Here is a 24,678-nt window from a genome sequence, read left to right on the forward strand (position 1 = left end):
TCGGCCCTTTCGGCAGACATGAGAGGGAGAGGGCCGGGATCGCACACGCGCACACGGGGGACCAGTGATCGAGTTGATGGAACGGGCCATCGGCACATCCGACGGCGGCCGGACGAGAGCGCCGCGAACGGCGACACGGGTCGTGGACGGGATCACCGACGGCCTCGTGGTGCTGTTCGCTGTGTGGACCGTCATCTACCATCTCGGGCTCCTCCTGGAGCCGCCCACCTCGGCCCTGCTGGCGTTCTGGCCGGTTTCGGCCATCGCGGTCGCGCTGCTCTACGCGCGCCGGAGCCGCTGGTGGGCCGCCGGCCTCGGCTGGCACGAACCTCTCAGGCGGAGCAAAGGGGAACCGCCGCGCGCGCTGGCCATGGTCGCCATCGCGGCGGGCCTGGTGGCGGGGACGTGCGCGGGACTGCACCCGGTCGGCGCGCCCTGGTGGTGTGTCTGGGCGGCGGGACTCGTCAGTGTCGCCGCCTCCGGCGCCTGGCTGCTGCTCCGCCTCGGACGGGCGTCGGACCCGGACGACGCCGGTGACCGGGACGGGGCCGGCGCAGACACCGGGGAAGGGCCCGACATCCGGTGGGGGACACCGCTCGCGCTCCTCACCGGCGTCGGCTTCGCGGTGGCCTCGCTGTTCCTCGTCAACACCGACGGGGACGACGCCTACTTCGTCTCCCGGTCGGTGGCCACGGCCGCGTCCGGCCGTATCCCGCTCAAGGACGTCATCTTCAGTGCCGGGACGACGGGCCCGATCGCCGGTGAGCCGCCCGTCTCGTCAATCGAGGTGCTGGTCGGGGCTTTGGCGCGGGTACTGCACGTCCCCGCGGCCTCGTTCCTGTGGTACGCGGTGCTGCCCGTGGTCACGTTCCTCGCGGTCTGGTCACTGTGGCGGCTGGTGCGGGCGTGGGCGCCGCGCAGGGCGGCGGCCTGCTTCGCCGTGGCGGCCATCTACCTGCTGTGGGCGGGCGAGGGACGGGCGTCGTTCGGTTCGTTCCACCTGCTGCGGATGTGGCAGGGCAAGGCCGTGTTGGTGTCGGCGCTGATCCCGCTCCTGTACGTCTACCTCACGCGGTGGGCCGAGCGGCGCAGGCGCGGGGACCTCGCGCTGCTGGCCGCCGCCGGTATCGCCGCGGTCGGCCTGACGTCGTCGGCGGCGTTCGTCTTCCCGCTGGCGGCCTGCGCCGCCGTCGTGCCGCTGCTGGCGGCCGGACGGTGGCGCACCGGCCTGGCGGCGTGCGCGACGATGGCCTACCCCATCGCCGCCGGGATGACGGTCATGCTGCTGCACTCCGACACCAGCGTGCGCGGCGCCGTCCACAACGGACCGGTCACGTATCAGTGGGTCCTGCTCCAGTCGACGCTGGGGGTGCTCGCGGGGTGCGCGCTGTGGCTCTCGCCCTGGACGGCCCGCCGCGGCGTCCCGGCGCTGATCGGCGTGGGCATCGCCGTGCTGGTGACGATCACCGTTCTGCCGGGCGTGCTGAGGGTGGCGGCGGACCTCTCGGGCGCCGGGCAGGTGCTCTGGCGGACGATGTGGATCGTCCCCGCGCCCGCCCTGATCGGGCTGTTCGCCGCCGTACCGGTCCCGGACGCCTGGCGGACGGCTCCCGCACGCCTCGCCGCCGCCGCGGTGCCCGCCGCCGCGCTCGCCGCCGCCCTGATCATCGGCGGCATGCCGGTGTGGTCGGCGTCGAGCGGCTCGTTCGTCGCCGATCGCCCTTCCTGGAAGTTGCCCGCCGACCAGGTCGGAACGGCGCGCGAGGTGGTGCGGGCCGCGAGGCCGGGCGGCGTGGTGCTGATGCCGACGTCCTTCATGCGAGCGGTTCCCATGCTGACGGCGGACGTGCACGCGGTGAACCCCAACCCGCACTACCTGGCGATGCTTCCGGCGCCGTCGCGGTTCATCGAGGACCGGCTGCTGCTGAGCACCGCCGTGCGCTCGCCCTACAGCCCCAAACCCGAACCGCGCCGTCTTCGCGAGGCACTGCGGCGTGTCGGTGTCGAGGTGGCCTGCACGTGGCCCCGCGACAGGCGCACCCAGAACCTGCTGGCCCGCGCGGGATACCGCGACCATCGCCGCATCGGGAAGCTTGTTTGCTCGTTCCCGTCCAGAAACTAACCGTTTCGACCGCGTCTGTCCGGGCATCGGCGTTCCATTCGATCCGACGCACGTTGGAGGACAGACATGTCGACCGCCATCCTGGTCGTCATCGCCGTCGTCGTCATCGCCGCCCTCGTGGCCGCCGCGCTCCTCGCCCGGACCGCCGCGCGGACCCGGCGGCTCAGACGGCGCTTCGGCCCCGAGTACGACCGGGCCCTGGAGACCCACGGCGGCCGAGCCGCCGCCGAGCGGGAACTGGAGTCCCGCGAGGAGCGCCACCAAGGCCTCGAACTGCACGACCTCGACCCCCGGCAGCGCGAGCAGTACCGCGAGCAGTGGATCCGCGTCCAGGAGCGGTTCGTCGACGCCCCCGAGGCAGCCGTCGAACAGGCGGACGGGCTCGTCACCGTCGTGATGGGCGAGCGCGGCTACCCCACACGGGGTTTCGAGGAGAAGGTCGCCCACCTGTCGGTGGAGCACGGCCGGACCCTGGACCACTACCGGCGCGGGCACGACATCAGTGACCGCGCGAAGGGCAAGCAGGCGTCCACCGAAGATCTGCGACAGGCGATGGTGCACTACCGCGCCCTGTTCGAGGACCTCTTGTCCGTCCCCCCGCACGACCGGGCCGCCGAAGAGCCAGCCGCCGAGTCCGCGGCGGGCGAGCAGACCCCGAGGAGCTGACCCGATGGCAAGCGAGAGACCCGATACCGCGGCGCCCGCCGCCGGACCCTCCACCGGACCCGCCGCCAGGCAGGCCGCCGGCCGACGAAGCGGCGGCGTCCCGGCGCCGACCGCGGACGAGCGCGCCAAGGCCGCGGGGACGGCCGAGCCGGGCGCCGCCGGTGACACCCATGTCGCCGGTCCCCCACCGCCGGCCGGGGACGCGCCCGAGCCCGTCCCGGACACCGCCCCCGACCCGCTACCGACGGCGGGTGCCCGCCGCGGCGGAGCGCCGGCCCGCGGCAAGCCACCGGCCTCCGACGACCCCCCGTCTTCCGCGAGGCCACCCACGCACGGCGAGGCTCACACGCCGGGCGAGCGGCCTGGGCAGTTGCTGGATGCCGCCGAGGCCGACCGGTTCCGGGAGCGCTGGCACGTGGTCCAGGCCGGGTTCGTCGACGACCCGGCCGCGTCGGTCCGCGCGGCGGACGAACTCGCCGCCGAGGCCGCCGAGGCCATCGGGCACGCGCTCACGGCACGGCGACGGGCGCTGTCGGCACGGCGGAAGGACGACGGCGGGAGGGACCGGTCCGACGACACCGAACGGCTGCGGCTGGCGCTCCGCGACTACCGGACCCTCCTCGACCGCATCGTCAGCTGTTGAGGAACGTGTAGACGGCTTCGCGCCCCTGCGTGCCACGCTCGCGGTTCTGGATGGAATGGGCGGCGCCCTTCACCACCACGAGCGTGCCGCGCGGGGCGCGGCGGAGCTCCTCATAGGCCCATTCGAGGGGCGTGGACAGGTCACGGTCCCCGTTCAGCAGCAGGATGGGCACCGGCGGTAGTTGCGGTCTCCGGGGCTCGGCGGTGTGCCGGGACGCTGGCCAGGGGAGGCAGCTTTGGACGAAGCCGCCGCCCACCGCGGAGTCGGCCGTGAAAGGCCAGGTGGCACGGGTGGGCAGACGCTCGCGGGTTCGTTCCAGGATCGCCTTTCGGCCGGCGAGCGGCGCCTCGGAGGTGCCCCAGGGGAAGTGCCCGTCACCGCACAGGGTGGCGACGTGCAGGCCCTGGCTGTAGTCGGCGGGCCTGCCCCCTCCCGAGTCCAGCATCCCCAGAAGGCGGTCGAGCCGCGCCGGCTCCCCGTGCCGTGCCTCATGGAACGCTGAGACGACGTCTCCGGTCCCGGCGGGCAGGCCGCTGCCGGGGTTCGGATTCCGGTAGGTGGGGTCGACGAACTCGTAGGTGACGAGCATGTCCCAGATGCGCACGTGGTCCGCGCGACGCCGTGCCAGCCAGGCCAGGTCCTTCGCCGGGTCGAAGCCACAGGCGGGGGCCGCCCGGCACGCGTCCCGCAGGACACGCGCGGTCGCGCGCAGGCCGGTGAGGTAGAGCATGTCGTCCCGCTGCGGGTCCACGTGCGGGAGCACCGAGTCGAGGACGAGCCGGTTCACGTTGTGCGGGTAGAAGGCGGCGTATGTCGCGGCGGTCATGGTGCCATAGGAGACACCGTCCAGGGTCATCTTGCGGACGCCGAGCGCGCGGCGCAGCAGATCGAGGTCACCGACGGTCTGGTCCGTCGTGTAGTAGTGGCGGCGGTCTCCGAGGATCCCGGCGCATTCCCGCACCGCCGCACGGGTCGGCGCCTCGATGTCGGTGCCGCCGACCTCGGCCTGGAGTCTCGGGCAGTCGAGCGCGCCGGCCTCACCGGTGCCCCGCTGGTCGATCGTGACGAAGCGATAGTTCCTGGTCAGTTCGGGCATCCGCCGCTGGGAGATGCCGCTGATGAACGGGACGCCGGGTTGTCCCGGGCCTCCGGTCAGGAACAGCAGCACACCTCTCGGCGCCGTGACGTTACCGCCCGTCGCCACCTGGAGCCTCAACGTGCCCTTGGACGGGTCCCTGTGATCGAGGGGCACGGTCAGGGTCGAACAGGTGAAGCCGGGCTGTCCGGCGCAGGGATGCGGGTCCTCCAGTCCTGGTCCGGGAGTGGCCGGGGGCGCGTGGGGTGCCGCGGCCGCCGTCGCCCCGCCGGACGCGGCGAGAGCGAGGGTGAGGGCGAGCACCGCAGGGAGACGCGATCGCATACGGAGATCATCTCTCTGACGGGGCCGGGCACGGGCGTCCCTCGCCGGAAGCGGTCAGCGACCGGGCCGCTCGTCATGGCATGCGGCGAGGTGAATACTGAACCGTCGTTCGGTACGGCTCTGAGCGGAGGATCCACGGTGTCCGACAAGTACGCGATGACCATCGACGGCGCGGCGGTGCGGGCGCCGGACACGTTCGGTGTGGTCGACCCGGCGACGGGCGAGGTGGCCGAGCGGGCGCCCGAGGCGTCCCGGGCGCAGCTCGACGCGGCGATGGCCGCCGGCCAGGCGGCCTATCCGGCGTGGCGGAGCGACGAGGCGGCGCGGCGCAAGGCGCTGCTCGCGGCGGCCGACGTCATGTTCGCGCGGGCGGAGGAGATCGGCCACATCATCACGCTGGAGCAGGGCAAGCCGCTGTCCGACGCCACCATGGAGGTCGTCGGCGCCGGTGTGTGGCTGAAGTACTACGCCGAACTGGAGGTGCCCGTCGAGGTCATCCAGGACGACGACAGCGCGCGAGTCGAGATCGTCCGCCGGCCGATGGGCGTCGTCGCGGCGATCACGCCGTGGAACTACCCGCTGCTGCTCGGGGTCTGGAAGCTCGCGCCGGCGCTGTTGGCGGGCAACACGATGGTGCTCAAGCCGTCCCCGTTCACCCCGCTGTCCAGCCTGAAGTTGGGCGAGGTGCTGCGCGACGTCCTCCCGCCGGGCGTGCTGAACGTGGTCAGCGGCGGAGACCGGCTCGGTGCCTGGATGACCGCGCACGAGGTCCCGCGCAAGATCAGCTTTACCGGTAGCGTCGCCACCGGCAAGCGGGTCGCCGCGGCCGCCGCGGACGACCTCAAACGGGTCACGCTGGAACTCGGGGGCAACGACCCGGCGATCCTGCTCGACGACGTGGACCCGGAAGCCGTCGCGGCCCGGGTGTTCGGCGGGGCGTTCCAGAACAACGGGCAGGTCTGCTCGGCGATCAAGCGGGTGTACGTCCCGGCGGCCCTCTACGGCGACGTCGTCGACGCCCTCGCCGAGCAGGCGCTGGCCGCCAGGGTCGGCAACGGCAGGGACGAGGGCGTGCAGTACGGGCCGGTCAACAACAGGCCGCAGTACGAGCGGGTCGGCGAGTTGGTCGCCGACGCACTGGCCGGCGGCGCCCGGGCGGCGGCGGGCGGCGCGCCGATCCGGGGCCCCGGCTACTTCTTCGAGCCGACGATCATCGCCGACGTCGCCGACGGCGCCCGCATCGTGGACGAGGAGCAGTTCGGCCCCGCACTGCCCGTCATCAAGTACACCGACCTGGACGAGGCCATCGACCGCGCCAACGGCACCCACTTCGGCCTGTCCGGTTCGGTGTGGGGTACCGACGCCGACCGCGCGGCCGACGTCGCCGCGCGGCTGGAGTGCGGGACGGCCTGGGTCAACACCCATCTCGCGCTCGGCCCGAACCAGCCCTTCGGCGGGTTCAAATGGAGCGGTGTCGGCGTCGAGAACGGCCCTTGGGGCCTGTACGGATTCACCGAAATGCAGGTCGTCCACCGGTCCAAGCAGTGAGCGCGTCGTAAGGCGGCGGAGCACGATACGGGCCCGGGTGGCAAGTGCCCGGGCCCGTACCCATGTGTGGGGCGTTTCAGCACGCGCGCAAGGCCAGGACTTCGAGTCCGGAAAGTGATATGCCCACTACTGGCGGTTCGCCAGCGAAATGGGACACTTTCGTGGCGGGAGCGTTCAATGACCGCTTTGCCGACCGGGGAGGGGCCGGATGCACACGTGGAACGTCATGCGGCAGGACGAGATCGGCAACGAGTTCCACGTCACGGCGCACGACTCGCGGATCTCGGCTCTGGCGCACGTCCTGGTGCTGGAGAGCGGCGTCCCGCACAAGCAGGCGTACTGAGTGCAGGGACCGGCGGGGCCGTCCGTCCGGACCAACCGCGACCTGTACCTCCACTTCCTGCACCTCGGCCAGGAGGCCAGGGCGGCGTCCTGGTCGCTGTCGGCGTTCCTGCGGGCGCTGTGGAGGGTCAGCGCGCCGCTGAGCGGCCGGGCGGAGCTGGAACCCGACGACGTCGCCGCGATGTTCAGCGCCGCCGCCACCACACCGCCCGCCGAGTTCGACCCGGCGTGGCGGGCCAAGGACCTCTCGCTGCCCGGCGACGAGCCGGAGGGGTACGCCGACTGGGAGCGGGTCGTCCTGTCGCAGCTCGCCGACCTGGAGGACTTCCTCACCGCTCCCCCGGGCCCGCAGGCGCGTTTCGGCGCCGACGCGCCCCGCCCGCACGGCACGGGCCCCCGCGCCACCCCGCCCCGCTGGTACAACTTCGATCCGGCGACGTACCTGGAGTGCGCCGTCGCGGGCAGCCTCGGCGGCTGGGACGCCGCCGACGGCGCCCGGGTCCCGCTGCCGACCGCGCCCGGTGAGGCGCCCGCCCGCTCCTACGTCCGCACCATCACCACGATGACCTGGGGTGACCTCGCACGCATCGCGGTTTGCGGGCAGATGTACGAATAGCCGCCCTGTCGGCCCCGGATGGTAGTACTGGGAGCATGGACGACAGGCCGGTCGAGATCGCCGACCAGGGCGACTGGTGGCTGGCGAAGAGCCGGCCGCACCCCGCGCTGCGCCCGTTCCTGCGCTCCTACGACGGCTACTGGGAGGAGGGGGTCGGTCCCGCCCGGATGCGCACCCTCCCGACCCGCTCCACCGTGGTGATCATCAATCTGGGCCCGCCGCTGCACCTGGCAGTCCCCGACCCGGGCGTTCTCGACCGCGACTACGGGTCGTTCGCGGCGGGCATGCACGACGGGCACGGCAGCTACACCCATCCCGGAGGGCAGCGCGGTGTCCAGCTCGACCTCACCCCGCTCGGCGCCTACACGCTGCTCGGCGTCCCGATGGCCCGCCTCACCAACGCCGCGGTCGAGCTGCCCGACCTTCTCGGCCCGGACGCCGTCCGACTCGTCGGGCGGCTCGCCGAGACGCCCCGCTGGGCCGACCGGTTCGACCTGCTCGACGCGTTCCTGCTGCGTCGGCTGGACACCGGGCCCGTTCCCGATCCGGAGGTCTCGCGCGCCTGGAACCTGCTCACCGGAACGTGCGGCCTGGTCTCGGTCGCCCGGCTCGCCGACGACGTCGGCTGGAGCCGCAAGCACCTGACCCACCGATTCCGCGAACAGGCCGGGCTGACGCCCAAGGTGATGGGCCGGGTGCTGCGGTTCGAGCGCGCCGTGGGGCTGCTGCGCGACGGCGGCGATCTCGCGGAAACCGCCTTCACCTGCGGTTACTACGATCAGGCACATCTCAACCGGGAGTTTCGCGCGCTGTCCGGCTGCACCCCCACCGAGCTGCTGTCCGGGCAGTTGGAGCAGCAGCGCCTCACCACGCTCGCCGAAGCGTGACCACCCCTAACTCCCGTTCGGCGAGTGGGGCGCCGAGGGCATGACCTACCGGATGTGAGCCTCATAAGCCGGGCACCGGGAGGGCGGCAGGGCGCACCCGGCGGTCAGCCGTGGCTGACTCCCCCGCCGAGGTTCATCACGATGACGCCCAGCACGATGATCACGGCCCCGGCGATCGCGACCGGCCGCACCGGCTCGTCGAACAGCAGCACGCCGCCGACGAACGCGCCGATCGTGCCGAGCGCGGACCAGATCGCGTAGACGGGCCCGACGTTCAGCGAGGTCAGCGCCTTGGCCATGAACACGAACGAGATCAGGTAACCCGCCACCACCAGCGCCGACGGCCCCACCCTGGTGAACCCGTCCGAGGCGCGCATCGCGAGCGTCGCGGTGACCTCGAAGGCGATGGCGAAGGCGAGCAGGACGAAGGGCATCGGTCTCTCCTATCGCCGTCCGGCCGCTGGGCACGACCGGGGTAGTGCGGGGGCGCCGCGGGGACGCCGCCGCGGGCGGGGGCGGGACGGTCATCACCCGCCGACCGCCGCGTGATCGGCGGCGATCGCCTCGAAGACCTTCATGTCGGCCTCCCAGGGCGTGCCGGGGCGGGGCCAGTGCAGCACGACCTCGGTGATGCCGAGGTCGGTGTAGCGGCCCGCGAGGTCGGCGAAGGACTCCGCCGACTCCAGCCAGGGTTCGCCCGTGAACCCGGTCAGCAGGACGCGGTCGGCGACCGCGCGGCCCTCGGCCTCGCACGCCGCGTCGAGCGCGGCCAGCCGGGATCGCACGACGTCCATGGGCGCTCGGTCCGGCGCGTGGCCGCTGGTGACCCAGCCGGTGCCGTGCCGTGCCGCGACCCGCATGCCACGCGGGCCGTTGCCCGCGATCACGAAGGGGACGCGGGGGCGCTGGAGGCAGCCTGGCTCCCCGACCACCTCGCGGGCGGAGTAGAACGTTCCCTCGTAGGTGGTCTCCGGCGTGCTGAGCAGCCGGCCGAGCAGGTCCGTCCACTCCGCGAAGCGGTCCGCGCGCTCGGCGGGCGTCCACTCCTGTCCGCCGAGGACGCCCGCGTCGGACGCCCGGCGCGTCCCGCCCGATCCGATCCCGACGGTGAGGCGCCCGCCGCTCACGTGGTCGATCGTCTTGATCGCGTGGGCGGTCGGCACCGGGTGCCGGAAGTTCGGGGAGGTCACCAGCGTCCCGATCCGCACCCGCGAGGTGACCGCCGCCGCGGCGGCCAGCGTCGCGTAGGCGTCGTACCAGGGTGTCGTCCCGCGCCAGGCGATGTGGTCGTACACCCACGCGTGGTGGAAACCGAACTCCTCCGCGCGCCGCCACAGCTCTCCGGCCTCCGGCCAGGACTGCGTGGGCCACAGCACCGTGCTGATCCGGGGTGCGGTCACCGGCTCCTCCGTCCTCGTCCCCGACGTCCCGCTGCGGGGCGTCATTTGCATCCCATCATCCCGCTGGACCACTTGGGTCACGTCCTTGTCGCCGCCAGCCAGTGCTGGAGTGCCCACCACCAGTTCGCCGCGCGTGTCACGGCCGCCCCACCCGCGGGGTCCAGGAGGCGGCGGCCGGTCAGCTCCTGAAGGCGCCGCACCCGGTACTTGACGGTGTTCACGTGGACGTGCAGCGCCGCGGCCGTCGGCTCGATCCGGCCGCCGTGGTCGAGGTAGGCCAGCGCGGTGCCGGCGAGTTCGCGGTGGAACGGGTCATCGGGGTCGAGGCCCTCCAGCAACCCGTCGGCCAGCAGACGTCCGAGCACGGGTTCGGCGCCGGTGGCGGTCAGCAGAGCGAGGTCGGCGAGGTGCCGCATCCCGTCCAGCCCGGCGGCCGCCCCCGCCCGCAACGCCCGGCGACCGAGCTCGTACACCGGCGCGACGTCATGGGGCCGTGCGGGCGGCGCGGCCACCAGCAACGGCCCGCCCGGCGCCGGGACGGGCAGCCGGTTGACCAGCGCGGCGAGCCTCCCGTCGACCAGCCCGCACAGGCCGGGGCCGGCGGCGATGAGGTCCGCCTCCAGCCGCGCCGCCACCGTGGGGTCGCTGACGTCCGACACCACGCAGTGGTAGGCGCCGGACGGCTCCAACGGCGCCAGTACCGGGACGGCCTCCCCGTGCAGGAGCTGCCGGAGCATCTGCACGTGACCCTCACGGGTCGTCCGGGCCATCTCCAGCTCGGCGACCCGGTGCGCATGGACCATCCGGTGGACGAGCGCGGTGGTGATCTCGTCGACGCGGGTGACGCCGTCCAACAGCACGTTCTCCGGCACGCCCCTCCGCCGGCCCTCCGCGACGAGCGTCCGGACGAGGTGGGCGCGGCCCGCCTGGAAGCCGTCCAGGAACGCCGCGACCGGCACACCCTGCCGGGCCCGGTCGGAACCGAGGCGCCCGGCGGCGGCGAGGACCTCCTCGCCTGGCCCGCCGGCCTCCAGCGCGGCCAGCACGCCCCGGACGAGCGCGCGGGTGTGCCGCCGGGTCTCCTCCTCCGGCAGCGCCGCCACCAGTTCCGACCGCCTCCGCGCGGCGCGGACGGTCGTCTCCAGCAGCACCGGGTCGCCGCTGTGCTCGATCAGCAACCGCAGGAACCGGTCACCCTCGCTGGGCTCCATTCCTCTATTCTGCGGCCATATTGTCCATTCCGGACAATCGGGTGGGGCGCCTTTGGGCCGCGGCCCCCTTGTCCCCGCCGCGCCGCCCGGTGTTCGGTGGTGGGGTACGCGCGCAAGGAGTCCGTACGTGGAGGCCGGCGATGCCCGATGACGAGCAGTTCCTCAACAAACTCCCCACCGATCTGATCTTCCGGCTGCCCCCGTCGTTCGACGCTGTCGAGGACGAGCGACGACACCGCAAGGAGCGGCTGACGGCGGCGTTGCGGATCTTCGGCAAATTCGGCTTCGAGGAGGGCGTCGCGGGGCACATCACCGCACGCGACCCCGAGCGCACCGACCACTTCTGGGTCAACCCCTTCGGGATGTCCTTCAAGCACGTCCGGATCAGCGACCTCATCCTGGTGAACCACCAGGGCCAGGTCGTCGAGGGCCGCTACCCCGTCAACGAGGCCGCGTTCGCGATCCACTCCCAGGTCCACCAGGCCAGGCCCGGCGTCGTCGCCGCCGCGCACAGCCACTCCACCTACGGCCGGGCGATCTCCGCGCTCGGCCAGAGGCTGGAGCCGATCACCCAGGACGTCTGCGCGTTCTACCAGGACCACGGGCTCTTCGACGACTACACCGGCGTCGTCACCGACCTGGAGGAGGGCAAGCGCATCGCCGCCGCCCTCGGTGACCACAAGGCCGTCATCCTGCGCAACCACGGCCTGCTCACCGTCGGCGACACCGTCGACGCAGCCGCCTGGTGGTTCATCACGATGGAACGCTCTTGCCAGGTGCAACTGCTCGCCAAGTCCGCAGGGCAGGTCGTCCCGATCGAGCACGACAACGCCGTCCTCACCCACGAGCAGATCGGCAACGACCTGGTCGGCTGGATCAACTACCAACCCCTCTACGATCAGATCGTCCGCGAGCAGCCCGACCTGTTCGGGTGACGTCACGAATTCGCCGACTGAAAGGAGTGCGGCTTGGACGCGCTCTACCCGCGCCTACTGGTGGACGACTTCGAGACCTGCGCCCGCTTCTACACGGTCGTGCTTGAGGAACTGCTCGGCATCCGCCCGGTCAGACTGCTGCCCGAGGCCCAGTAGGCCAACGGCCCCGGGTTGCGCACCGCTCACCTGCGGGACCCCGACGGCAACCTGCTGGAGCTGCAATCGTCCTGACCCAGCCGCCGGGTCCGGCTACTCCTCCGTGCCCGAGGACTCGGTGAGCGGGAGGAGCACCTGGAAGCGGGTATCGCCCGGCAGGGACTCCACCCGAATGTCGCCGCCGTGCCGGTCGGCGACGATGCGCCAGGAGATGTCAAGACCGAGGCCCGTCCCCTGCCCGACCGGCTTGGTGGTGAAGAACGGCGTGAAGATCCGGGTGAGGTTCTCCTCGGGGATGCCCACACCGGTGTCGCCGATCTCCACCAGCGCCTGGTCGTTCTCCCGAGCCGTCCGGACCGTGAGGGTGCCCGAACCCTGCATCGCGTACAGGGCGTTCACGATGAGGTTCGTCCATACCTGGTTGAGCTCCGCCGCGTAGACGGGCACCGGCGGCAGTCCCGCGTCATAGTCGGTCTTCACCGTCACATCGGGGCCGATCTTGCGCCTGAGCATGGTGAGCGTGCTGTCGAGCAACTCGCGCAGGTCGGCCCGCAGGTAGGCGGCACGGTCGAGCTGGGAGTACTGCCGCGCCGAGTCCAGCAGCGCGGTGATCCGGCCCATCGCCTCGGCGATCTCCTCCTGCAGCTGCGCGACCTCCAGCACCTCCGCGAGCCACCGCACGGCGGCGGGCAGGTGCTCGCCCGCAGCGGACGCGACCTGCCCGGCCTGCTCGACGCCGACACCGGCCGCCACCAGGCCGGGCGCCAGGTCCCAGGCGTCCGGCACGCCGTGCTCCTCCAGCCATCCGCCGAGCTCGTCCTCGGCGTCACTGACCTCCAGCGGGCTCCTCCGCGAGGCCGGCGCGGGCAGCTTCGGCCGCAGCGACACAAGGGCGCTCAGATGCGTGCAGTCCACGCCCCGCGCCGCGAGATCCGCCAGGCTCTTCTGCGCACCGAGCAGCCGGTCGCCGAGCTCGGCGCTCGCCCGCGCGGCGGCCGCCGCCGGGTTGTTCAGCTCGTGGGTGAGCCCGGCGGTGATCGTGCCCAGCGCGGACAGTCGCTCGCGCTGGTCCACGGTCCGCCGCATGTTGCTCATCCCGAAGAAGGTCCCCGCCAGCAGGTGCGTGGCCATCGGGAACCACTTGCGGACCGCCTTGGCGAACTTGCGCGCGGGCAGCACGAAGATCCGTGCGGGCTGCGTCGCGCGCAGCGTGTGCTGGTACCTCTGCTCGATCTGGTCGTCCAGATACGCCTGGACGGCACCACCGTAGGTCCCGGGACGCGCGGTGCGGCTGATCTCGACGATGTGCCCCCGGACGTTCTGGGTCATCACCATCTCGCCGTCAAGAAGCACGTAGAAGAACTCGGCGGGATCGCCCTGCGCGCAGATCACGCCGTCGGCGGGATACTCCTCGACCGTCCCGTGAAGCGAGAGCCAGCGCAGCTTCTCCTCGTCAAGATCCTCGAAGAGGAACAGCCCTCGCAGTTCCTCCGGCGACACCGTGCTCATGCCCGCCTCCTGCCTGGCGGCCGCCTCCGGCGACCCCGGTCCACTCCACTCATGCCCGCCCCCATATCGCCCCGCTCATGCTTGTTCCAGATACCGATGAACAAGCGCGACGGCCATCGCGCCATCACCGACGGCGGAGGCCACGCGTTTCATCGACTCCGAGCGGACATCGCCGGCCGCGAACACGCCGGGGACGCTGGTCTCCAGGTGATAGGGCTGGCGGCCGAGCGACCAGCGGGCGGGCCGCCGTCCGCCCGCGACGAGGTCGGGGCCCGTCACCAGGTAGCCGCGCGCGTCCCGTTCGACGTAGCCCTCCAGCCAGTCCGTGCCGGGCTCGGCGCCGATGAACACGAACAGCCAGTGCGCGTCGATCGTCCGCAGCCCGCCCGGCCACTGGACGGTGAGCCGCTCCAGCCGGTCGCCGCCCTCCGCGCCACAGACGGTCTTGCCCGTGTGCACCTCGATGTTGGACGTCGCAGCGATCTCCTCGATCAGATAGTGCGACATCGATCTCTCCAGGCCGTCGGCCCGGACGATGATGTGAACCTTCTTGGCGTACTTGGCCAGGTGCACCGCCGCCTGCCCGGCGGAGTTGGCACCGCCGACGATGGCGACCTCCTCGTCCACACAGGACGGGGCCTCGGTGAGCGCGGCACCGTAGTAGACGCCTCGTCCGACGAAATCGTCGACGCCGGGCGCCGACAGCCGCCGATACGACACGCCGGTCGCGAGGATGACGGCGTGCGCGGCGATCTCCGCGCCGTCCGAGAGGCGCGCGACCCGGGCGGTGCCGCGGGACTCCAGCGCGGTGACCTCGCCGGCCTGCAGGAGCTCGGCCCCGAACCGGTCGGCCTGGCGGCGGGCCCGGTCGGCGAGCTGGGCGCCGGACACGCCGTCGGGGAAACCGAGGTAGTTCTCGATGCGGGAGCTCTGCCCGGCCTGCCCGCCGAGCGCGCGGCGCTCGACGACGACCGTCTTCAGCCCCTCGGACGCGCCGTACACCGCGGCGCCGAGACCGGACGGGCCGCCGCCGACCACGATCAGGTCGTAGAAGCCGGTGGACGGCGTGGTCGGCAGCCCGATCGCGGCGGCCAGCTCCGCATCGGACGGGGCCGACAGCGCCGTGCCCTCGGCGGTGACCACGAGCGGCAGTTCCGGCGCGCCGGCCGCCGCGACCAGCTCCGCACCCTCGGGATCACCGTCCAGCAGCCACGTGTAGGGCACCTGGTGGCGGGCGAGGAAGTCGCGCACCTCATAGGAGCGGGCGGACCAGCGGTGCCCCACCACCCGCAGCTCACCGGGTCCCTGCCGGTCGGCGCGCTCCCAGGCGTCCAGCTGCGCGTCGATCACCGGATAGAACTTCTCCTCCGGCGGGTTCCAGGGCTTGAGCAGGTAGTGGTCGAGGTCCACCACGTTGATCGCGCGGATCGCGGCCTCGGTGTCGGCATAGGCGGTCAGCAGGACGCGGCGGGCGAAGGGGAACAGGTCCATGGCCCGTTCCAGGAACTCCACGCCGGTCATCTCCGGCATGCGGTGGTCGGCCAGAAGCATGGCGGTGTCGTCGCCGCGCAGCCGCAGCTCGCCCAGCGCGTCCAACGCCTGACGGCCGGACTCCGCACGGACGATCCGGTACGACCCGGCGTACCTGCGGCGCAGGTCACGGGCCACGGCCCGGGACACGCCCGGGTCGTCGTCGACCGTCAGCAGGACTGGTTTGGACACCGCGTCTCCTCGATCGGGTACTTCCCCGGGGCAAAAGCCTACGTGGAGCGCACCGTCCCGACCCCGGCGGCGTGGCGACCCGGCCGGATCGGTCATGATGCGGGCATGGACCTGCGTGTTGCGCTGATCGGGTACGGCACCGGCGGCTCGGTGTTCCACGCCCCGCTGATCTCCTCGGTGCCCGGGATGCGGCTGGCCGCGGTCGTCACCGGGGACGTCGGGCGGCAGCGGGCCGTCCGGGAGCGGTACCCGGGCGCGCGGGTCCTCGCCACCGCCGACCGGCTCTGGGAGGTGTCGGACGCCTACGATCTGGTCGTGGTCGCCGCGCCGAACCGGCTGCACGTCCCGCTGGCCCGGACGGCTCTGACCTCCGGAGTCGCGGTCGTCGTGGACAAGCCGGTCGCGGCCACGGCGGCCGACGCCCGGTCGCTGGCCGCGCTCGGGGCCGTCCGGGGGCTGCCGGTCATCCCGTTCCACAACCGGCGCTGGGACGGCGACTACCGCACCGCCTACCGGCTCGCCGCCTCGGGCGCGCTCGGCGACGTGCACCGGTTCGAGTCGCGGTTCGAGCGGTGGCGGCCCAAGGTCGGGACGGGCTGGAAGGAGAGCGGCGACCCCCGCGAGGGGGGCGGCATCCTGCACGACCTCGGCTCCCACCTGATCGACCAGGCGATCACGCTGTTCGGCCGTCCCGAACGGGTCTACGCCGAGGTCGACACCCGCCGCCGGGGCGCCGCGGCGCCCGACGACGCCTTCGTGGCCCTCACGCATCGCGGCGGGATCCGCTCCCATCTGTGGATGAGCGCGGCCGCCGCGCAGCTCGGCCCACGGTTCCGGGTGCTGGGCAACCGCGGGTCGTACACGGTCTCCGGGATGGACGTGCAGGAGGAGGCCCTCCGCGCCGGGAGCACGCCGCGAGACCCCGGCTATGGCGCCGCCCCCGCGCCCTCGTACGGGTTGCTCGGCACGCCGGGGGAGGAACGAGTCGAACCCACCGAACCAGGCGCATACCAGGACTTCTATGCCGCGGTGGCGCACACCCTGCGCACCGGGGCGACGCCGCCGGTCACGCTGGCGGACGCGATCACCGGCCTGGAGGTCATCGAGGCGGCCCTCCGCTCCGCCCGCGACAGGACGGTCGTCGAGCTCTAGCGCCGTCCCGTCCCAATCTCAGCCTCCACGCGAGTGCGCTGCCTGACCTGGAGCGAAGCCGGAGGCGGGCATCCTTGGGCCGGATCGCAGTGAACACAGGCGGGATCGCAGAGACACGCCTGGTCAGAGCACGGATACGTGGACGTGGTCGTAGTGGTTGGCGGTGATGCTGCCGCGGTCCTCCATCTGGCGCCAGCCGCCGCTGCCGCGCATGTCGTAGATGCGCCGCCGCCAGATGACGTACTTGATGCCGAGCCGGGACGCGTTGCTGATCACGTACTGGGCGACCTGGTCGCCGTGAGCCCTGGCCGAGGCGCTCGGGGACTTGCCGCCGGTGCTCTCCATGAAGTCGCAGGCCCGGCCCGAGCCGTGGTCCTGCGGGTCGCCGGGGCGGGCGCAGCCGATGGTGGGGAACGGACCGAACCTTCCGTCGATTGCGAGGAGGGCGGTGCGCATCCGGGCGGTCATGGAGTTGCCGACGATCGGGGACTTGGTGCCGTTGACGCCGTCGGGGCGCCCGCCGCCGCTGGGGGCGCGGGTCTTGGTCTCCTCGGGCTTGTACTTGGCGAGCAGTTTGCGGACGCGCGCCCGCTGCCCCTCCAGGTCCTCGATCTCGCGGCGGACCTCCTCCAGTTTGGTCTCGGCCGTCCGCCGGGACTGTGTCGCCTGGTCGTTGAGGGTCCGCAGGCCCTGGACGCGACGGCCGCTGTTGCGGCTCAGGTGCTCGATCATGGTGGCGTCCCGGATGGCGCCGCTCGGTTCGCCCTCGGTGACGATCGCGGTCATGTCGAGCCGCCCGGTCATGTACGTGGTGGAGGCGAGCCGGGCGATGTAGGCGCGGGCGTCGTCATATTCGCGGTTCGCCCGCTCGGCGTCCGCACCGGCGCGCTGGGCGGCCTTCTTCGCCTGTTCCAGGGAGATGAGCTCGCCCCGGTACTCCTTCGAGAGGGCTTCGGCGCGCTTCTGAAGCTTCGCGTATTCCTTCTTGAGGTCCTTCTTCGGCGCCTCCGGGGCGTGCGCGGCGCTCCCAGCCGCCGGCGGCAGCGCCGATGACACCCCGACCACGAGAACGAGTGCGGCGAGGCGGCGTGCCGCCGTACGCCGGCCGGACGCGCGCTCTGTCCTTCCGCGCCGGGTGCTGCCGGGGGGATCGAGGGCCGCCACAGATCACTCCTAGATAACAAACCTCAAGATTTGCGGCACGCTACCACAATCACCCTTTTCACCTCAGACACTTCGACGAATACACAGAGTCACATGGAGGCTACGGCGAACGTTTCCGGGGCCGGACCGCCCGCGGCGGTCCGGCCCCTCCCCCGTCCCGCCCGGGCGGATCCCAGCCCTTCCCGGGTCACGGCCCTTCCCGTGGCACGGCGCTCTCCGGATCACCGCCCGACGAGTTCCTCCCACCGCGGCACCCTCGGCTCCCACCGCAGCCGGAGACCCGCCTCGGCGAGCGTCCGGTCGCCCTTGCGGTTGTTGCATCGGCCGCAGGCGAGCACGGTGTTCTCCCAGGTGTCCCCACCACCGCGCGACTGCGGGTGGACGTGGTCGATGGTGTTGCCGCGCTTTCCGCAGTAGCCGCAGCGCCCGAGGTCGCGCAGGTACACCCCGCGCTTGCTCCACGGCGGGCGCCTGCCGTGCCGCCAGCGCATGGCGACGTACCTGACCAGCCGGAGCACCCGCGGCACAGGGAAGCTGCCGATGGTCCGGCCTTCCTCGGCCTCCTCGACGACGGCTACCTCGCGCACCAGCATGCGGATGGCGTGCCGCAGGTCCACTTTCTGCAACGGCTCGTAGGACGCGTTCAACACGAGCACGTTCACCGGGTCACCTCCCTAGCCCGCATGCCGCTCCCCCGCCAGGATTCGAACCTGGATATCCGCATTAACAGTGCGACGTTCTACCGTTGAACTACGAAGGAATGGTCCGGCAATTCTCCGCCTTCCGGGCATTTCCCGGAAGCCTCCATCAGAGTGCCGATACAAGGGCCGAAGCGGCAACGTATTTTCCGATCATCCACCCGGGTCGGGATCGGCGCGGACCATCGCCGGCATCAACTCCCCAGCGCGACCGCCCCACCAGCCCGGCCCGTCGCCGGGTGACAGGACCTCGCCCCGTCCTTGCCGCCCCGGCGCCGCCCGCGCTTCGGAGCACGAACCTGTGGGTCACCGCTCCGGGGCGTCCTGGAGAGCCCGGGGTCGGGAGGCCTGCCGGCGGCAGGTCAGCCGGGTGCGGGGAGGGCGCTCACGGCGGCCTGGTACTCCAGGGATTCGCGTTCGACGCGGAAGCCGAGTTCCTCGTTGACGGCGAGCATGTGGGTGTTGTCGCCGACGTTGTCGGTCTCGATCTCGCGGACCTCGGGGCGTTCGCCGGCGAGCCACTGGAGCATCGCGGCCTTGACCCAGATACCGAGGCGCCGGCCCCGATGCTCGGGGGCGACGGCGGTGTCGTACTGCGCGGCGCGTCCGACGCAGCCGAGGGGGACGACGACCTCGGTGAATCCGGCGATGGCGGTGCCGTCGAAGGCCGCCACGGTGTAGAGGTCGTCTCCGCGTTTGGCGACGACCTCGGCCATCTCGCGGACGCGGTGGGCGTCCCACGGGGTCCCCTCGTACTCGGCGAGGTCGGCCATGGCGGTCTTGACCTGGGCCAGGGCGGAGGCGTGCTCGTCGGGGACGACGCCCTGCCAGCGGATCAGGCGGTACCCGGGGGGCGCCTCGGCGAGGAGGCGAGCGACGCGGCCGGGGGGCATCTCCTCAAGACGCAGCACCATGCCCCGCAGAGTCAGGACACAGTCGAAGCCGTGCGACTCCAAGAACGGGACGGCCGGGGTACCGGCGAGCACCTGCGCGATCACGCTGGAGCGGCCGTCGGCCCGCAACCCCTCGGCGGCCTCGGTCAGCAGACGCCGGCCGAGCCCGCACCGCCGGTGCTCCGGGCGCACCCGGATGTCGATCTCGGCGGGACGGGCCGCGCCGGGCTCGCCCGGCAGCCGCAGCGCGGCCACCGCGGCCAGCCCGTCGGCGCCGGCGACGGCCCACAACCGCAGCCGGGACCCGCCGCCGAGCAGGCGCTCCGCCGTCTGCTCCGGCTCGGGTGCCGGCTCTCCCGCCGGGTCCGCCGCGTGGACGGCGGCGACCACGTCGTGCCACTGCCGGACCTGCCCGGCGGTCGGATCATCGAGCGCGATGACGTCCATCCGACTTTTGTACCGGATACCGGCCCGTCGCGACCGGGACCCCGCACAACCGGGCCCCCGCTTGCGCGGAACGCGGGCTCAGCGATCCCGCGAGAACGCCTCCAGGATGCGTTCGGCGGCCAGCGCCGGCGGCAGGTCGCCGTCCGCCACACGCCGTTCCAGTTCAGGCGCCAGCTCCCGGACCGACGGGTGGGAGCGCAGCTCGCCGAGGAGCCGCTCGCGGACCATCGCCCACGTCCAGCCGACCTGCTGGCGGCGGCGCCGCTCTTCCAGCTCGCCCGAGGCGCGCAGCCGCTCCTGATGCTCGACGATCCGCGCCCACACCTCGTCCAGGCCCCGGTTCTCCCTGGCGCTGCACGTCAGGACGGGGGTGGCACGGGAGCGCCCGTCGTCGCGCAGCAGCCGCAGCGCGCCCGCCAGCTCGCGGGCGGCGCGCTCGGCCTCCTTCGCGTGCTCGCCGTCGGCCTTGTTCACCGCGATGACGTCCGCGAGCTCCAGCACACCCTTCTTGATGCCCTGGAGCTGGTCACCGGTGCGGGCGAGGGTGAGGAACAGGAAGGAGTCGACCATCTCCGAGACGGTGGTCTCCGACTGGCCGACGCCGACCGTCTCGACGAGGACGATGTCGTATCCGGCGGCCTCCATGACGACCATGGCCTCACGGGTGGCCTTGGCGACGCCGCCGAGCGTCCCGGCCGTGGGCGAGGGCCGGATGAACGCGTTGGGGTCGGCGGCGAGGCGCTGCATGCGGGTCTTGTCGCCGAGGATGCTCCCGCCGGTGCGGGTCGAGGACGGGTCGACGGCCAGCACCGCGACGCGGTGGCCCTGGCCGGTGAGGTCGGTGCCGAGCGCGTCGATGAACGTGGACTTGCCGACGCCGGGCACGCCGGTGATGCCGACGCGGCGGGCCCCACCGGCGTGCGGAGTCAGCGCGGTCAGCAGTTCCTGTGCCAGGTTCCGGTGGTCGGTACGGGTGGACTCCACGAGCGTGATCGCCCGCGCGATCCACGCCCGCGACCCGTCCCGCACACCCGCGATGTAGTCGTCGAGCCCGTGCCTCACCGGGGGGCGTGCCCGAGCTTGGCGGTCAGCTCCTCCAGCAGGCCGATCGCGGCGTCGGCGAGGACGGTGCCGGGCGGGAAGATCGCCGAGGCGCCGGCGGCACGCAGCTCGTCGAAGTCCTGCGGGGGGATGACCCCGCCGACGACGATCACGATGTCCTCGCGGCCGAGGGCCGCGAGTTCCTCGCGCAGCGCCGGGACGAGCGTGAGGTGGCCGGCGGCGAGGGAGTTGACGCCGACGATGTGCACGTCGGCCTCGACGGCCTGCCGGGCGACCTCGCCGGGGGTCTGGAACAGCGGGCCCACGTCGACGTCGAAGCCGAGGTCGGCGAAGCCGGTCGCGATCACCTTCTGACCGCGGTCGTGGCCGTCCTGTCCCATCTTGGCGACGAGGATGCGGGGGCGCCGCCCCTCCGCCTCCTCGAACGCGGCCGTCGCGGCGCGCGCCCGCTCGATGCCTTCGGCCGGCCCCGCCTCGTCCCGGTACACACCGGAGATCGTACGGATCTGCGCGGCGTGCCGCCCGTACGCCCGCTCCAGCGCGTCCGATATCTCACCGACGGTGACCTTGGCGCGGGCGGCGTCGATGGCGAGGGCGAGCAGGTTCTGCTCCAAACCGGGCGCGCGGGTGCCGTTCTCGGCGGCCTCGGCGGCGCGGGTCAGCGCGGACAGCGCGTCCCGTGCGGCCGTCTCGTCACGCTCCTCCCGGAGGCGGCGCAGCTTGCCGATCTGCTGCGCGCGGACGGCGGCGTTGTCGACCTTGAGGACCTCGATGTGCTGCTCGGTGTCCGGGCGGTACTTGTTGACGCCGATGACAGGCTGGCGGCCGGAGTCGATGCGCGCCTGGGTGCGGGCGGCGGCCTCCTCGATGCGCAGCTTCGGCAGGCCCTCGTCGATCGCGCGGGCCATGCCGCCGGCCCGCTCGACCTCGGTGATGTGGCCCCAGGCGCGGCGGGCGAGATCGTAGGTGAGGCGTTCGACGTAGGCGCTGCCGCCCCACGGGTCGATGGTGCGGGTCGTCCCGGACTCCTGCTGGAGGAGCAGCTGGGTGTTGCGGGCGATCCGGGCCGAGAAGTCGGTGGGCAGCGCGAGCGCCTCGTCCAGCGCGTTGGTGTGCAGCGACTGCGTGTGGCCCTGCGTCGCGGCCATCGCCTCGACGCATGTGCGGGCGACGTTGTTGAAGACGTCCTGCGCGGTCAGCGACCAGCCGGACGTCTGCGAGTGCGTCCGCAGCGACAGCGATTTCGGATTCTTCGGGTCGAACGTCTTCACCAGCCGAGCCCACAGCAGCCGGGCGGCGCGGAGCTTGGCGACCTCCATGAAGAAGTTCATCCCGATCGCCCAGAAGAACGACAGGCGGGGCGCGAAGGCGTCGATGTCCAGCCCTGCCTGGCGCCCGGCGCGGATGTACTCGACGCCGTCGGCGAGGGTGTAGGCCAACTCCAGGTCGGCGGTGGCTCCGGCCTCCTGGATGTGGTAGCCGGAGATCGAGATGGAGTTGTACTTGGGCATCCGCCGGGAAGTGAACGCGAAGATGTCGGAGATGATCCGCATGGACGGCGCGGGCGGGTAGATGTAGGTGTTGCGGACCATGAACTCCTTAAGGATGTCGTTCTGGATGGTCCCGGCGAGGGCCTCGGGCGCGACGCCCTGCTCCTGCGCGGCGGCGATGTAGAGCGCCAGGACGGGCAGGACGGCCCCGTTCATGGTCATCGACACGCTCATCCTGTCGAGCGGGATCCCGTCGAAGAGCTGCCGCATGTCGTAGATCGAGTCGATCGCGACTCCCGCCATGCCGACGTCGCCGGCAACGCGCGGGTGGTCGGAGTCGTAGCCGCGGTGGGTGGCGAGGTCGAACGCGACCGACAGTCCCTTCTGCCCGGCGGCGAGGTTGCGGCGGTAGAAGGCGTTGGACTCCTCGGCCGTCGAGAACCCGGCGTACTGGCGGATCGTCCAGGGCTGGGTCGCGTACATGGCCGGGTACGGGCCGCGCAGGTACGGCGCGATGCCCGGATAGGTGTCGAGGAAGTCGACGCCGGCCAGGTCGTCGGCGGTGTAGAGGGGACGGACGCCGATGCCCTCGGGGGTGTCCCACGTCTGCGCGTCGGGGTCCAGGCCGGTGGCCTCGGTGACGGCCCCGCGCCACCGTTTGGCGGCCTCGTCGGCCGATGGGGCGGCGCCGAGCTCGATCTCGGCGAAATCGGGGATCATCGTTTCACTCCCAGGTCGTGGAGGGTGGTCTCCAGCACCTCGATCGCGTCGCAGCCCGCGCTCAGGGTCGCGTCGACCCCCTCGTAGGTTCCCCTACCCGCGAGCCAGACCTTCATCGCGCCGGCGTCCCGCAGCGTCCGGGCGGCCTCGACGGCCCGCTCGGTGTACAGCGCGTCACTGGAGCACAGGCAGGCCACGGACGTCCCAGCCGTCCCGAACTCCTCGGGCGCACCGGTGACGGTCTCGATCCCGCCCGCCTGGAAGAGGTTGGCGGCGAAGGACGCGCGGGCGGTGTGCACGGCGACCGGCCCGAGCGTGGCGAGGAAGACCCGGGGGCGGGCCCCGGTGGACTCGGCGTGGGCGTCGGAGCGGTCGCGCAGAGCCTCGAAGTCCTGCGCGTAGGTGACGACGGGCAACCCGCCGCCGGGACGGGTCGGCGCGGGCTCTCGTTCCGGCAGCGTCTCGTCCAGGTTCGGGAACTCGCTGACCCCGGTCAGCGGGGCCTTGCGCCGCGCGATGTCCCGGCGGCGCCGCGCCCAGGTCCGCGCGAGCCGGTCGGCGATCAGGCCCGAGTCGAGGGCGGCGCCGTACCCCCCGGCCTTCTCGATCTCGGTGAACCATGCCCAGGCCGCCCGGGCCAGGTCCTCGGTGAGCCGTTCGGCGTACCAGGAGCCACCGGCGGGATCGACGACGCGGGCGAGGCTCGACTCCTCCATCAGGAGGGTTTGGGTGTTGCGGGCGATACGGCGGGCGAAGCCGTCGGGAAGGCCGAGCCGTGCGTCGAACGGCTGCACGGTGACGGCGTCCGCGCCGCCGACCCCGGCGGCGAAGGCCGCGACGGTGGTGCGGAGCATGTTCACCCACGGGTCCCGCCGCGTCATCATCGCCGAGGACGTCACCGCGTGGACGCGGGCGGCGGTGCCGTCCGGCGCCCCGCTGACCTCGGCCACCCGCGACCACAGCCGGCGGAGCGCGCGGAGCTTGGCGATCGAGGAGAACTGGCCGGCGTTCACCGCGAGCCGGAACTCGATCTGTCCGAACGCCTCGGCGACCGAGAGCCCGGCACCCGTGAGGGCGCGCAGGTAGGCGACGCCGGAGGCGATGGCGGCGCCCAGTTCGTCGGCGTCACCGCCGCCCGCGTCATGGTGGACGGTGCCGTCCACGACGATCGCCCGCAGCCCGGGGAACTCGCGGACGCAGCGGACGGCAAGCGCCGCGGACTCGTCCAGTGACCCGGCGGTGCCGGTGCGCGCCTTGAGCCCGAGCGGGTCGGCGCCGAGGTTCCCCGCCGCGCCCGCCGCGTCGCCGCGCTCGGCGACCAGAGCGAGGAACGCCTCGGCGGCCTCGCCGGCCTGCTCCCCCGCGTCCAGCACGACGGGCGCGAGAGCGAGCAGAACGCCGCGCAGCGCCTCCGGGAGCGCGGCCACGGGCAGTCCCGCGCCGCCGACCTCCAGCCACACCGAGGTGGCGCCGTTCTCGAGGTCGGCGAGAATCGCGTCGCGGACGACCACCGGGTCGGCGCCGGCATGCCGCTGCCGCACGTCCCAGCCCGCCAGGCCCTCCCCCTCGGGGCGAACCTCACGGACGTACGGGGCGAGACCGGGGCGCCCGGGCGGAGCGTCGTCCCGGGTGTAGAGCGCCGCGACCGGCACGCCGTCGTACGACTCGCGGGTCAGCAGACCCTCGATCTCCGCAAGGGAGGTGTCGTCGGTCGCCGCGCCGGACTTGCGCAGCACCCCCTTCACCATCTCCCGCCACCGGTCGCGCTCAGCCGGGGGGAAAGCGGCGGCCAGTTCGAGTTCCTCAGGCGGCACCGTCATGCCTGGATCGTAAGCGAGCGTCTTAAGCCCGTCTTAGAGCGGGTCCCGCTGACCA

The 24,678-nt window shown here is 72.6% G+C and carries 22 protein-coding genes and 1 tRNA gene; 10 read left to right on the forward strand and 13 right to left on the reverse strand.

Translation table 11 applies throughout. The features are described 5' to 3' along the window. Window positions 1–64: 64 nt before the first annotated feature. The 3 genes from AMA02S_RS34710 (at window position 65) to AMA02S_RS34720 (ending at window position 3,431) form a co-directional block, all read left to right on the forward strand. Window positions 65–2,122 carry a DUF6077 domain-containing protein gene (locus tag AMA02S_RS34710; RefSeq protein ID WP_067467499.1) on the forward strand — a complete coding sequence of 686 codons (2,058 nt, stop codon included), beginning with the start codon at window positions 65–67 and terminating at the stop codon, window positions 2,120–2,122. Between the two features lie 66 nt (window positions 2,123–2,188). After that, window positions 2,189–2,788 carry a hypothetical protein gene (locus AMA02S_RS34715; protein WP_067467502.1) on the forward strand — a complete coding sequence of 200 codons (600 nt, stop codon included), beginning with the start codon at window positions 2,189–2,191 and terminating at the stop codon, window positions 2,786–2,788. A gap of 4 nt (window positions 2,789–2,792) precedes the next feature. Beyond that, window positions 2,793–3,431, forward strand: a complete 639-nt coding sequence (locus AMA02S_RS34720) for a hypothetical protein (RefSeq protein WP_067467505.1) — start codon at window positions 2,793–2,795, stop codon at window positions 3,429–3,431. On the opposite strand, the gene AMA02S_RS34725 is transcribed toward AMA02S_RS34720, so the two are convergent. Then, entirely contained in the window at window positions 3,421–4,851 is a 1,431-nt protein-coding gene (locus AMA02S_RS34725) for an alpha/beta fold hydrolase (RefSeq protein WP_067467508.1), read from the reverse strand. The two genes, AMA02S_RS34720 and AMA02S_RS34725, sit on opposite strands and share 11 nt — an antisense overlap. A gap of 138 nt (window positions 4,852–4,989) precedes the next feature. Here AMA02S_RS34725 and AMA02S_RS34730 point away from each other — a divergent pair, with 138 nt between their 5' ends. The 4 genes from AMA02S_RS34730 to AMA02S_RS34740 all read left to right on the forward strand — a co-directional run bounded on the left by AMA02S_RS34730 (window position 4,990) and on the right by AMA02S_RS34740 (window position 8,244). Then, entirely contained in the window at window positions 4,990–6,399 is a 1,410-nt protein-coding gene (locus tag AMA02S_RS34730; protein ID WP_245667962.1) for an aldehyde dehydrogenase family protein, read from the forward strand. A 208-nt stretch (window positions 6,400–6,607) separates the two neighbouring features. Next, the gene (locus AMA02S_RS44790) at window positions 6,608–6,742 is read left to right on the forward strand and encodes a hypothetical protein (protein ID WP_281181949.1); all 135 of its coding nucleotides are present in this window, start codon (window positions 6,608–6,610) and stop codon (window positions 6,740–6,742) included. Continuing rightward, window positions 6,743–7,357 carry a hypothetical protein gene (locus AMA02S_RS34735; RefSeq protein WP_245667963.1) on the forward strand — a complete coding sequence of 205 codons (615 nt, stop codon included), beginning with the start codon at window positions 6,743–6,745 and terminating at the stop codon, window positions 7,355–7,357. It abuts the gene before it with no gap. A 35-nt stretch (window positions 7,358–7,392) separates the two neighbouring features. Beyond that, entirely contained in the window at window positions 7,393–8,244 is an 852-nt protein-coding gene (locus AMA02S_RS34740; RefSeq protein WP_067467510.1) for a helix-turn-helix domain-containing protein, read from the forward strand. A gap of 104 nt (window positions 8,245–8,348) precedes the next feature. Here the strand turns inward: AMA02S_RS34740 and AMA02S_RS34745 are convergent, their stop codons facing one another. From AMA02S_RS34745 to AMA02S_RS34755, 3 genes are all read right to left on the reverse strand, one after another. Then, window positions 8,349–8,678 carry a DMT family transporter gene (locus AMA02S_RS34745; RefSeq protein WP_067467516.1) on the reverse strand — a complete coding sequence of 110 codons (330 nt, stop codon included), beginning with the start codon at window positions 8,676–8,678 and terminating at the stop codon, window positions 8,349–8,351. 93 nt (window positions 8,679–8,771) lie between these two features. Beyond that, the gene (locus tag AMA02S_RS34750) at window positions 8,772–9,644 is read right to left on the reverse strand and encodes an LLM class flavin-dependent oxidoreductase (RefSeq protein WP_218005227.1); all 873 of its coding nucleotides are present in this window, start codon (window positions 9,642–9,644) and stop codon (window positions 8,772–8,774) included. Between the two features lie 77 nt (window positions 9,645–9,721). Further along, complete coding sequence (locus AMA02S_RS34755; RefSeq protein WP_067467522.1) at window positions 9,722–10,855, reverse strand: RsbRD N-terminal domain-containing protein; 1,134 nt, start codon at window positions 10,853–10,855, stop codon at window positions 9,722–9,724. A gap of 140 nt (window positions 10,856–10,995) precedes the next feature. Between AMA02S_RS34755 and AMA02S_RS34760 the strand changes: the two genes are divergently transcribed. Both AMA02S_RS34760 and AMA02S_RS44795 read left to right on the forward strand, forming a co-directional pair. Beyond that, window positions 10,996–11,790, forward strand: coding sequence for a class II aldolase/adducin family protein (locus AMA02S_RS34760; protein WP_067467524.1), 795 nt, complete (start codon window positions 10,996–10,998; stop codon window positions 11,788–11,790). A gap of 33 nt (window positions 11,791–11,823) precedes the next feature. Next, window positions 11,824–11,946 (forward strand): hypothetical protein, encoded by a 123-nt coding sequence (locus tag AMA02S_RS44795; protein WP_281181950.1) that lies wholly within the window; start codon window positions 11,824–11,826, stop codon window positions 11,944–11,946. A gap of 93 nt (window positions 11,947–12,039) precedes the next feature. On the opposite strand, the gene AMA02S_RS34765 is transcribed toward AMA02S_RS44795, so the two are convergent. After that, on the reverse strand, window positions 12,040–13,455 hold the full coding sequence (locus AMA02S_RS34765; RefSeq protein ID WP_067467527.1) for an ATP-binding protein: 1,416 nt from the start codon (window positions 13,453–13,455) through the stop codon (window positions 12,040–12,042). A gap of 75 nt (window positions 13,456–13,530) precedes the next feature. Then, window positions 13,531–15,177 carry an NAD(P)/FAD-dependent oxidoreductase gene (locus tag AMA02S_RS34770; RefSeq protein ID WP_067467530.1) on the reverse strand — a complete coding sequence of 549 codons (1,647 nt, stop codon included), beginning with the start codon at window positions 15,175–15,177 and terminating at the stop codon, window positions 13,531–13,533. A gap of 105 nt (window positions 15,178–15,282) precedes the next feature. On the opposite strand from AMA02S_RS34770, the gene AMA02S_RS34775 reads away from it, so the two are divergent. After that, on the forward strand, window positions 15,283–16,329 hold the full coding sequence (locus tag AMA02S_RS34775) for a Gfo/Idh/MocA family oxidoreductase (RefSeq protein WP_067467532.1): 1,047 nt from the start codon (window positions 15,283–15,285) through the stop codon (window positions 16,327–16,329). 123 nt (window positions 16,330–16,452) lie between these two features. On the opposite strand, the gene AMA02S_RS34780 is transcribed toward AMA02S_RS34775, so the two are convergent. The 7 genes from AMA02S_RS34780 to AMA02S_RS34810 all read right to left on the reverse strand — a co-directional run bounded on the left by AMA02S_RS34780 (window position 16,453) and on the right by AMA02S_RS34810 (window position 24,623). After that, window positions 16,453–17,493: a VldE C-terminal domain-containing protein gene (locus tag AMA02S_RS34780; RefSeq protein ID WP_067467535.1), complete on the reverse strand. Its 1,041-nt coding sequence runs from the start codon at window positions 17,491–17,493 to the stop codon at window positions 16,453–16,455. Window positions 17,494–17,714: 221 nt separating this feature from the next. Further along, window positions 17,715–18,155: an HNH endonuclease gene (locus AMA02S_RS34785; RefSeq protein ID WP_067467539.1), complete on the reverse strand. Its 441-nt coding sequence runs from the start codon at window positions 18,153–18,155 to the stop codon at window positions 17,715–17,717. 27 nt (window positions 18,156–18,182) lie between these two features. Continuing rightward, window positions 18,183–18,253 (reverse strand) — tRNA-Asn (locus AMA02S_RS34790). Window positions 18,254–18,553: 300 nt separating this feature from the next. After that, window positions 18,554–19,531 carry a GNAT family N-acetyltransferase gene (locus tag AMA02S_RS34795; RefSeq protein ID WP_067467541.1) on the reverse strand — a complete coding sequence of 326 codons (978 nt, stop codon included), beginning with the start codon at window positions 19,529–19,531 and terminating at the stop codon, window positions 18,554–18,556. A 78-nt stretch (window positions 19,532–19,609) separates the two neighbouring features. Beyond that, a complete protein-coding gene (gene meaB / locus AMA02S_RS34800; protein WP_067467543.1) occupies window positions 19,610–20,593 on the reverse strand; it encodes a methylmalonyl Co-A mutase-associated GTPase MeaB in 984 nt (327 codons plus the stop codon). Then, a complete protein-coding gene (scpA, locus tag AMA02S_RS34805) occupies window positions 20,590–22,803 on the reverse strand; it encodes a methylmalonyl-CoA mutase (RefSeq protein WP_067467546.1) in 2,214 nt (737 codons plus the stop codon). Before scpA ends, meaB begins: the two co-directional genes overlap by 4 nt. Then, the gene (locus AMA02S_RS34810) at window positions 22,800–24,623 is read right to left on the reverse strand and encodes a methylmalonyl-CoA mutase subunit beta (RefSeq protein ID WP_067467549.1); all 1,824 of its coding nucleotides are present in this window, start codon (window positions 24,621–24,623) and stop codon (window positions 22,800–22,802) included. The genes scpA and AMA02S_RS34810 overlap by 4 nt, the downstream gene beginning before the upstream one ends. Window positions 24,624–24,678: the final 55 nt, after the last annotated feature.

It is taken from the genome of Actinomadura macra NBRC 14102 (genome assembly GCF_001552215.1).
Classification (GTDB): domain Bacteria; phylum Actinomycetota; class Actinomycetes; order Streptosporangiales; family Streptosporangiaceae; genus Spirillospora; species Spirillospora macra.

Coding starts and splice junctions, on each gene's coding strand:
- AMA02S_RS34715 (WP_067467502.1), top strand. CDS start 2,189: ATGTCGACCGCCATCCTGGTCGTCATCGCCGTCGTCGTCATCGCCGCC.
- AMA02S_RS34720 (WP_067467505.1), top strand. CDS start 2,793: ATGGCAAGCGAGAGACCCGATACCGCGGCGCCCGCCGCCGGACCCTCC.
- AMA02S_RS34725 (WP_067467508.1), bottom strand. CDS start 4,851: ATGCGATCGCGTCTCCCTGCGGTGCTCGCCCTCACCCTCGCTCTCGCC.
- AMA02S_RS44790 (WP_281181949.1), top strand. CDS start 6,608: ATGCACACGTGGAACGTCATGCGGCAGGACGAGATCGGCAACGAGTTC.
- AMA02S_RS34740 (WP_067467510.1), top strand. CDS start 7,393: ATGGACGACAGGCCGGTCGAGATCGCCGACCAGGGCGACTGGTGGCTG.
- AMA02S_RS34745 (WP_067467516.1), bottom strand. CDS start 8,678: ATGCCCTTCGTCCTGCTCGCCTTCGCCATCGCCTTCGAGGTCACCGCG.
- AMA02S_RS34755 (WP_067467522.1), bottom strand. CDS start 10,855: ATGGAGCCCAGCGAGGGTGACCGGTTCCTGCGGTTGCTGATCGAGCAC.
- AMA02S_RS34760 (WP_067467524.1), top strand. CDS start 10,996: ATGCCCGATGACGAGCAGTTCCTCAACAAACTCCCCACCGATCTGATC.
- AMA02S_RS34765 (WP_067467527.1), bottom strand. CDS start 13,455: ATGAGCACGGTGTCGCCGGAGGAACTGCGAGGGCTGTTCCTCTTCGAG.
- AMA02S_RS34775 (WP_067467532.1), top strand. CDS start 15,283: ATGGACCTGCGTGTTGCGCTGATCGGGTACGGCACCGGCGGCTCGGTG.
- AMA02S_RS34795 (WP_067467541.1), bottom strand. CDS start 19,531: ATGGACGTCATCGCGCTCGATGATCCGACCGCCGGGCAGGTCCGGCAG.
- scpA (WP_067467546.1), bottom strand. CDS start 22,803: ATGATCCCCGATTTCGCCGAGATCGAGCTCGGCGCCGCCCCATCGGCC.
- AMA02S_RS34810 (WP_067467549.1), bottom strand. CDS start 24,623: ATGACGGTGCCGCCTGAGGAACTCGAACTGGCCGCCGCTTTCCCCCCG.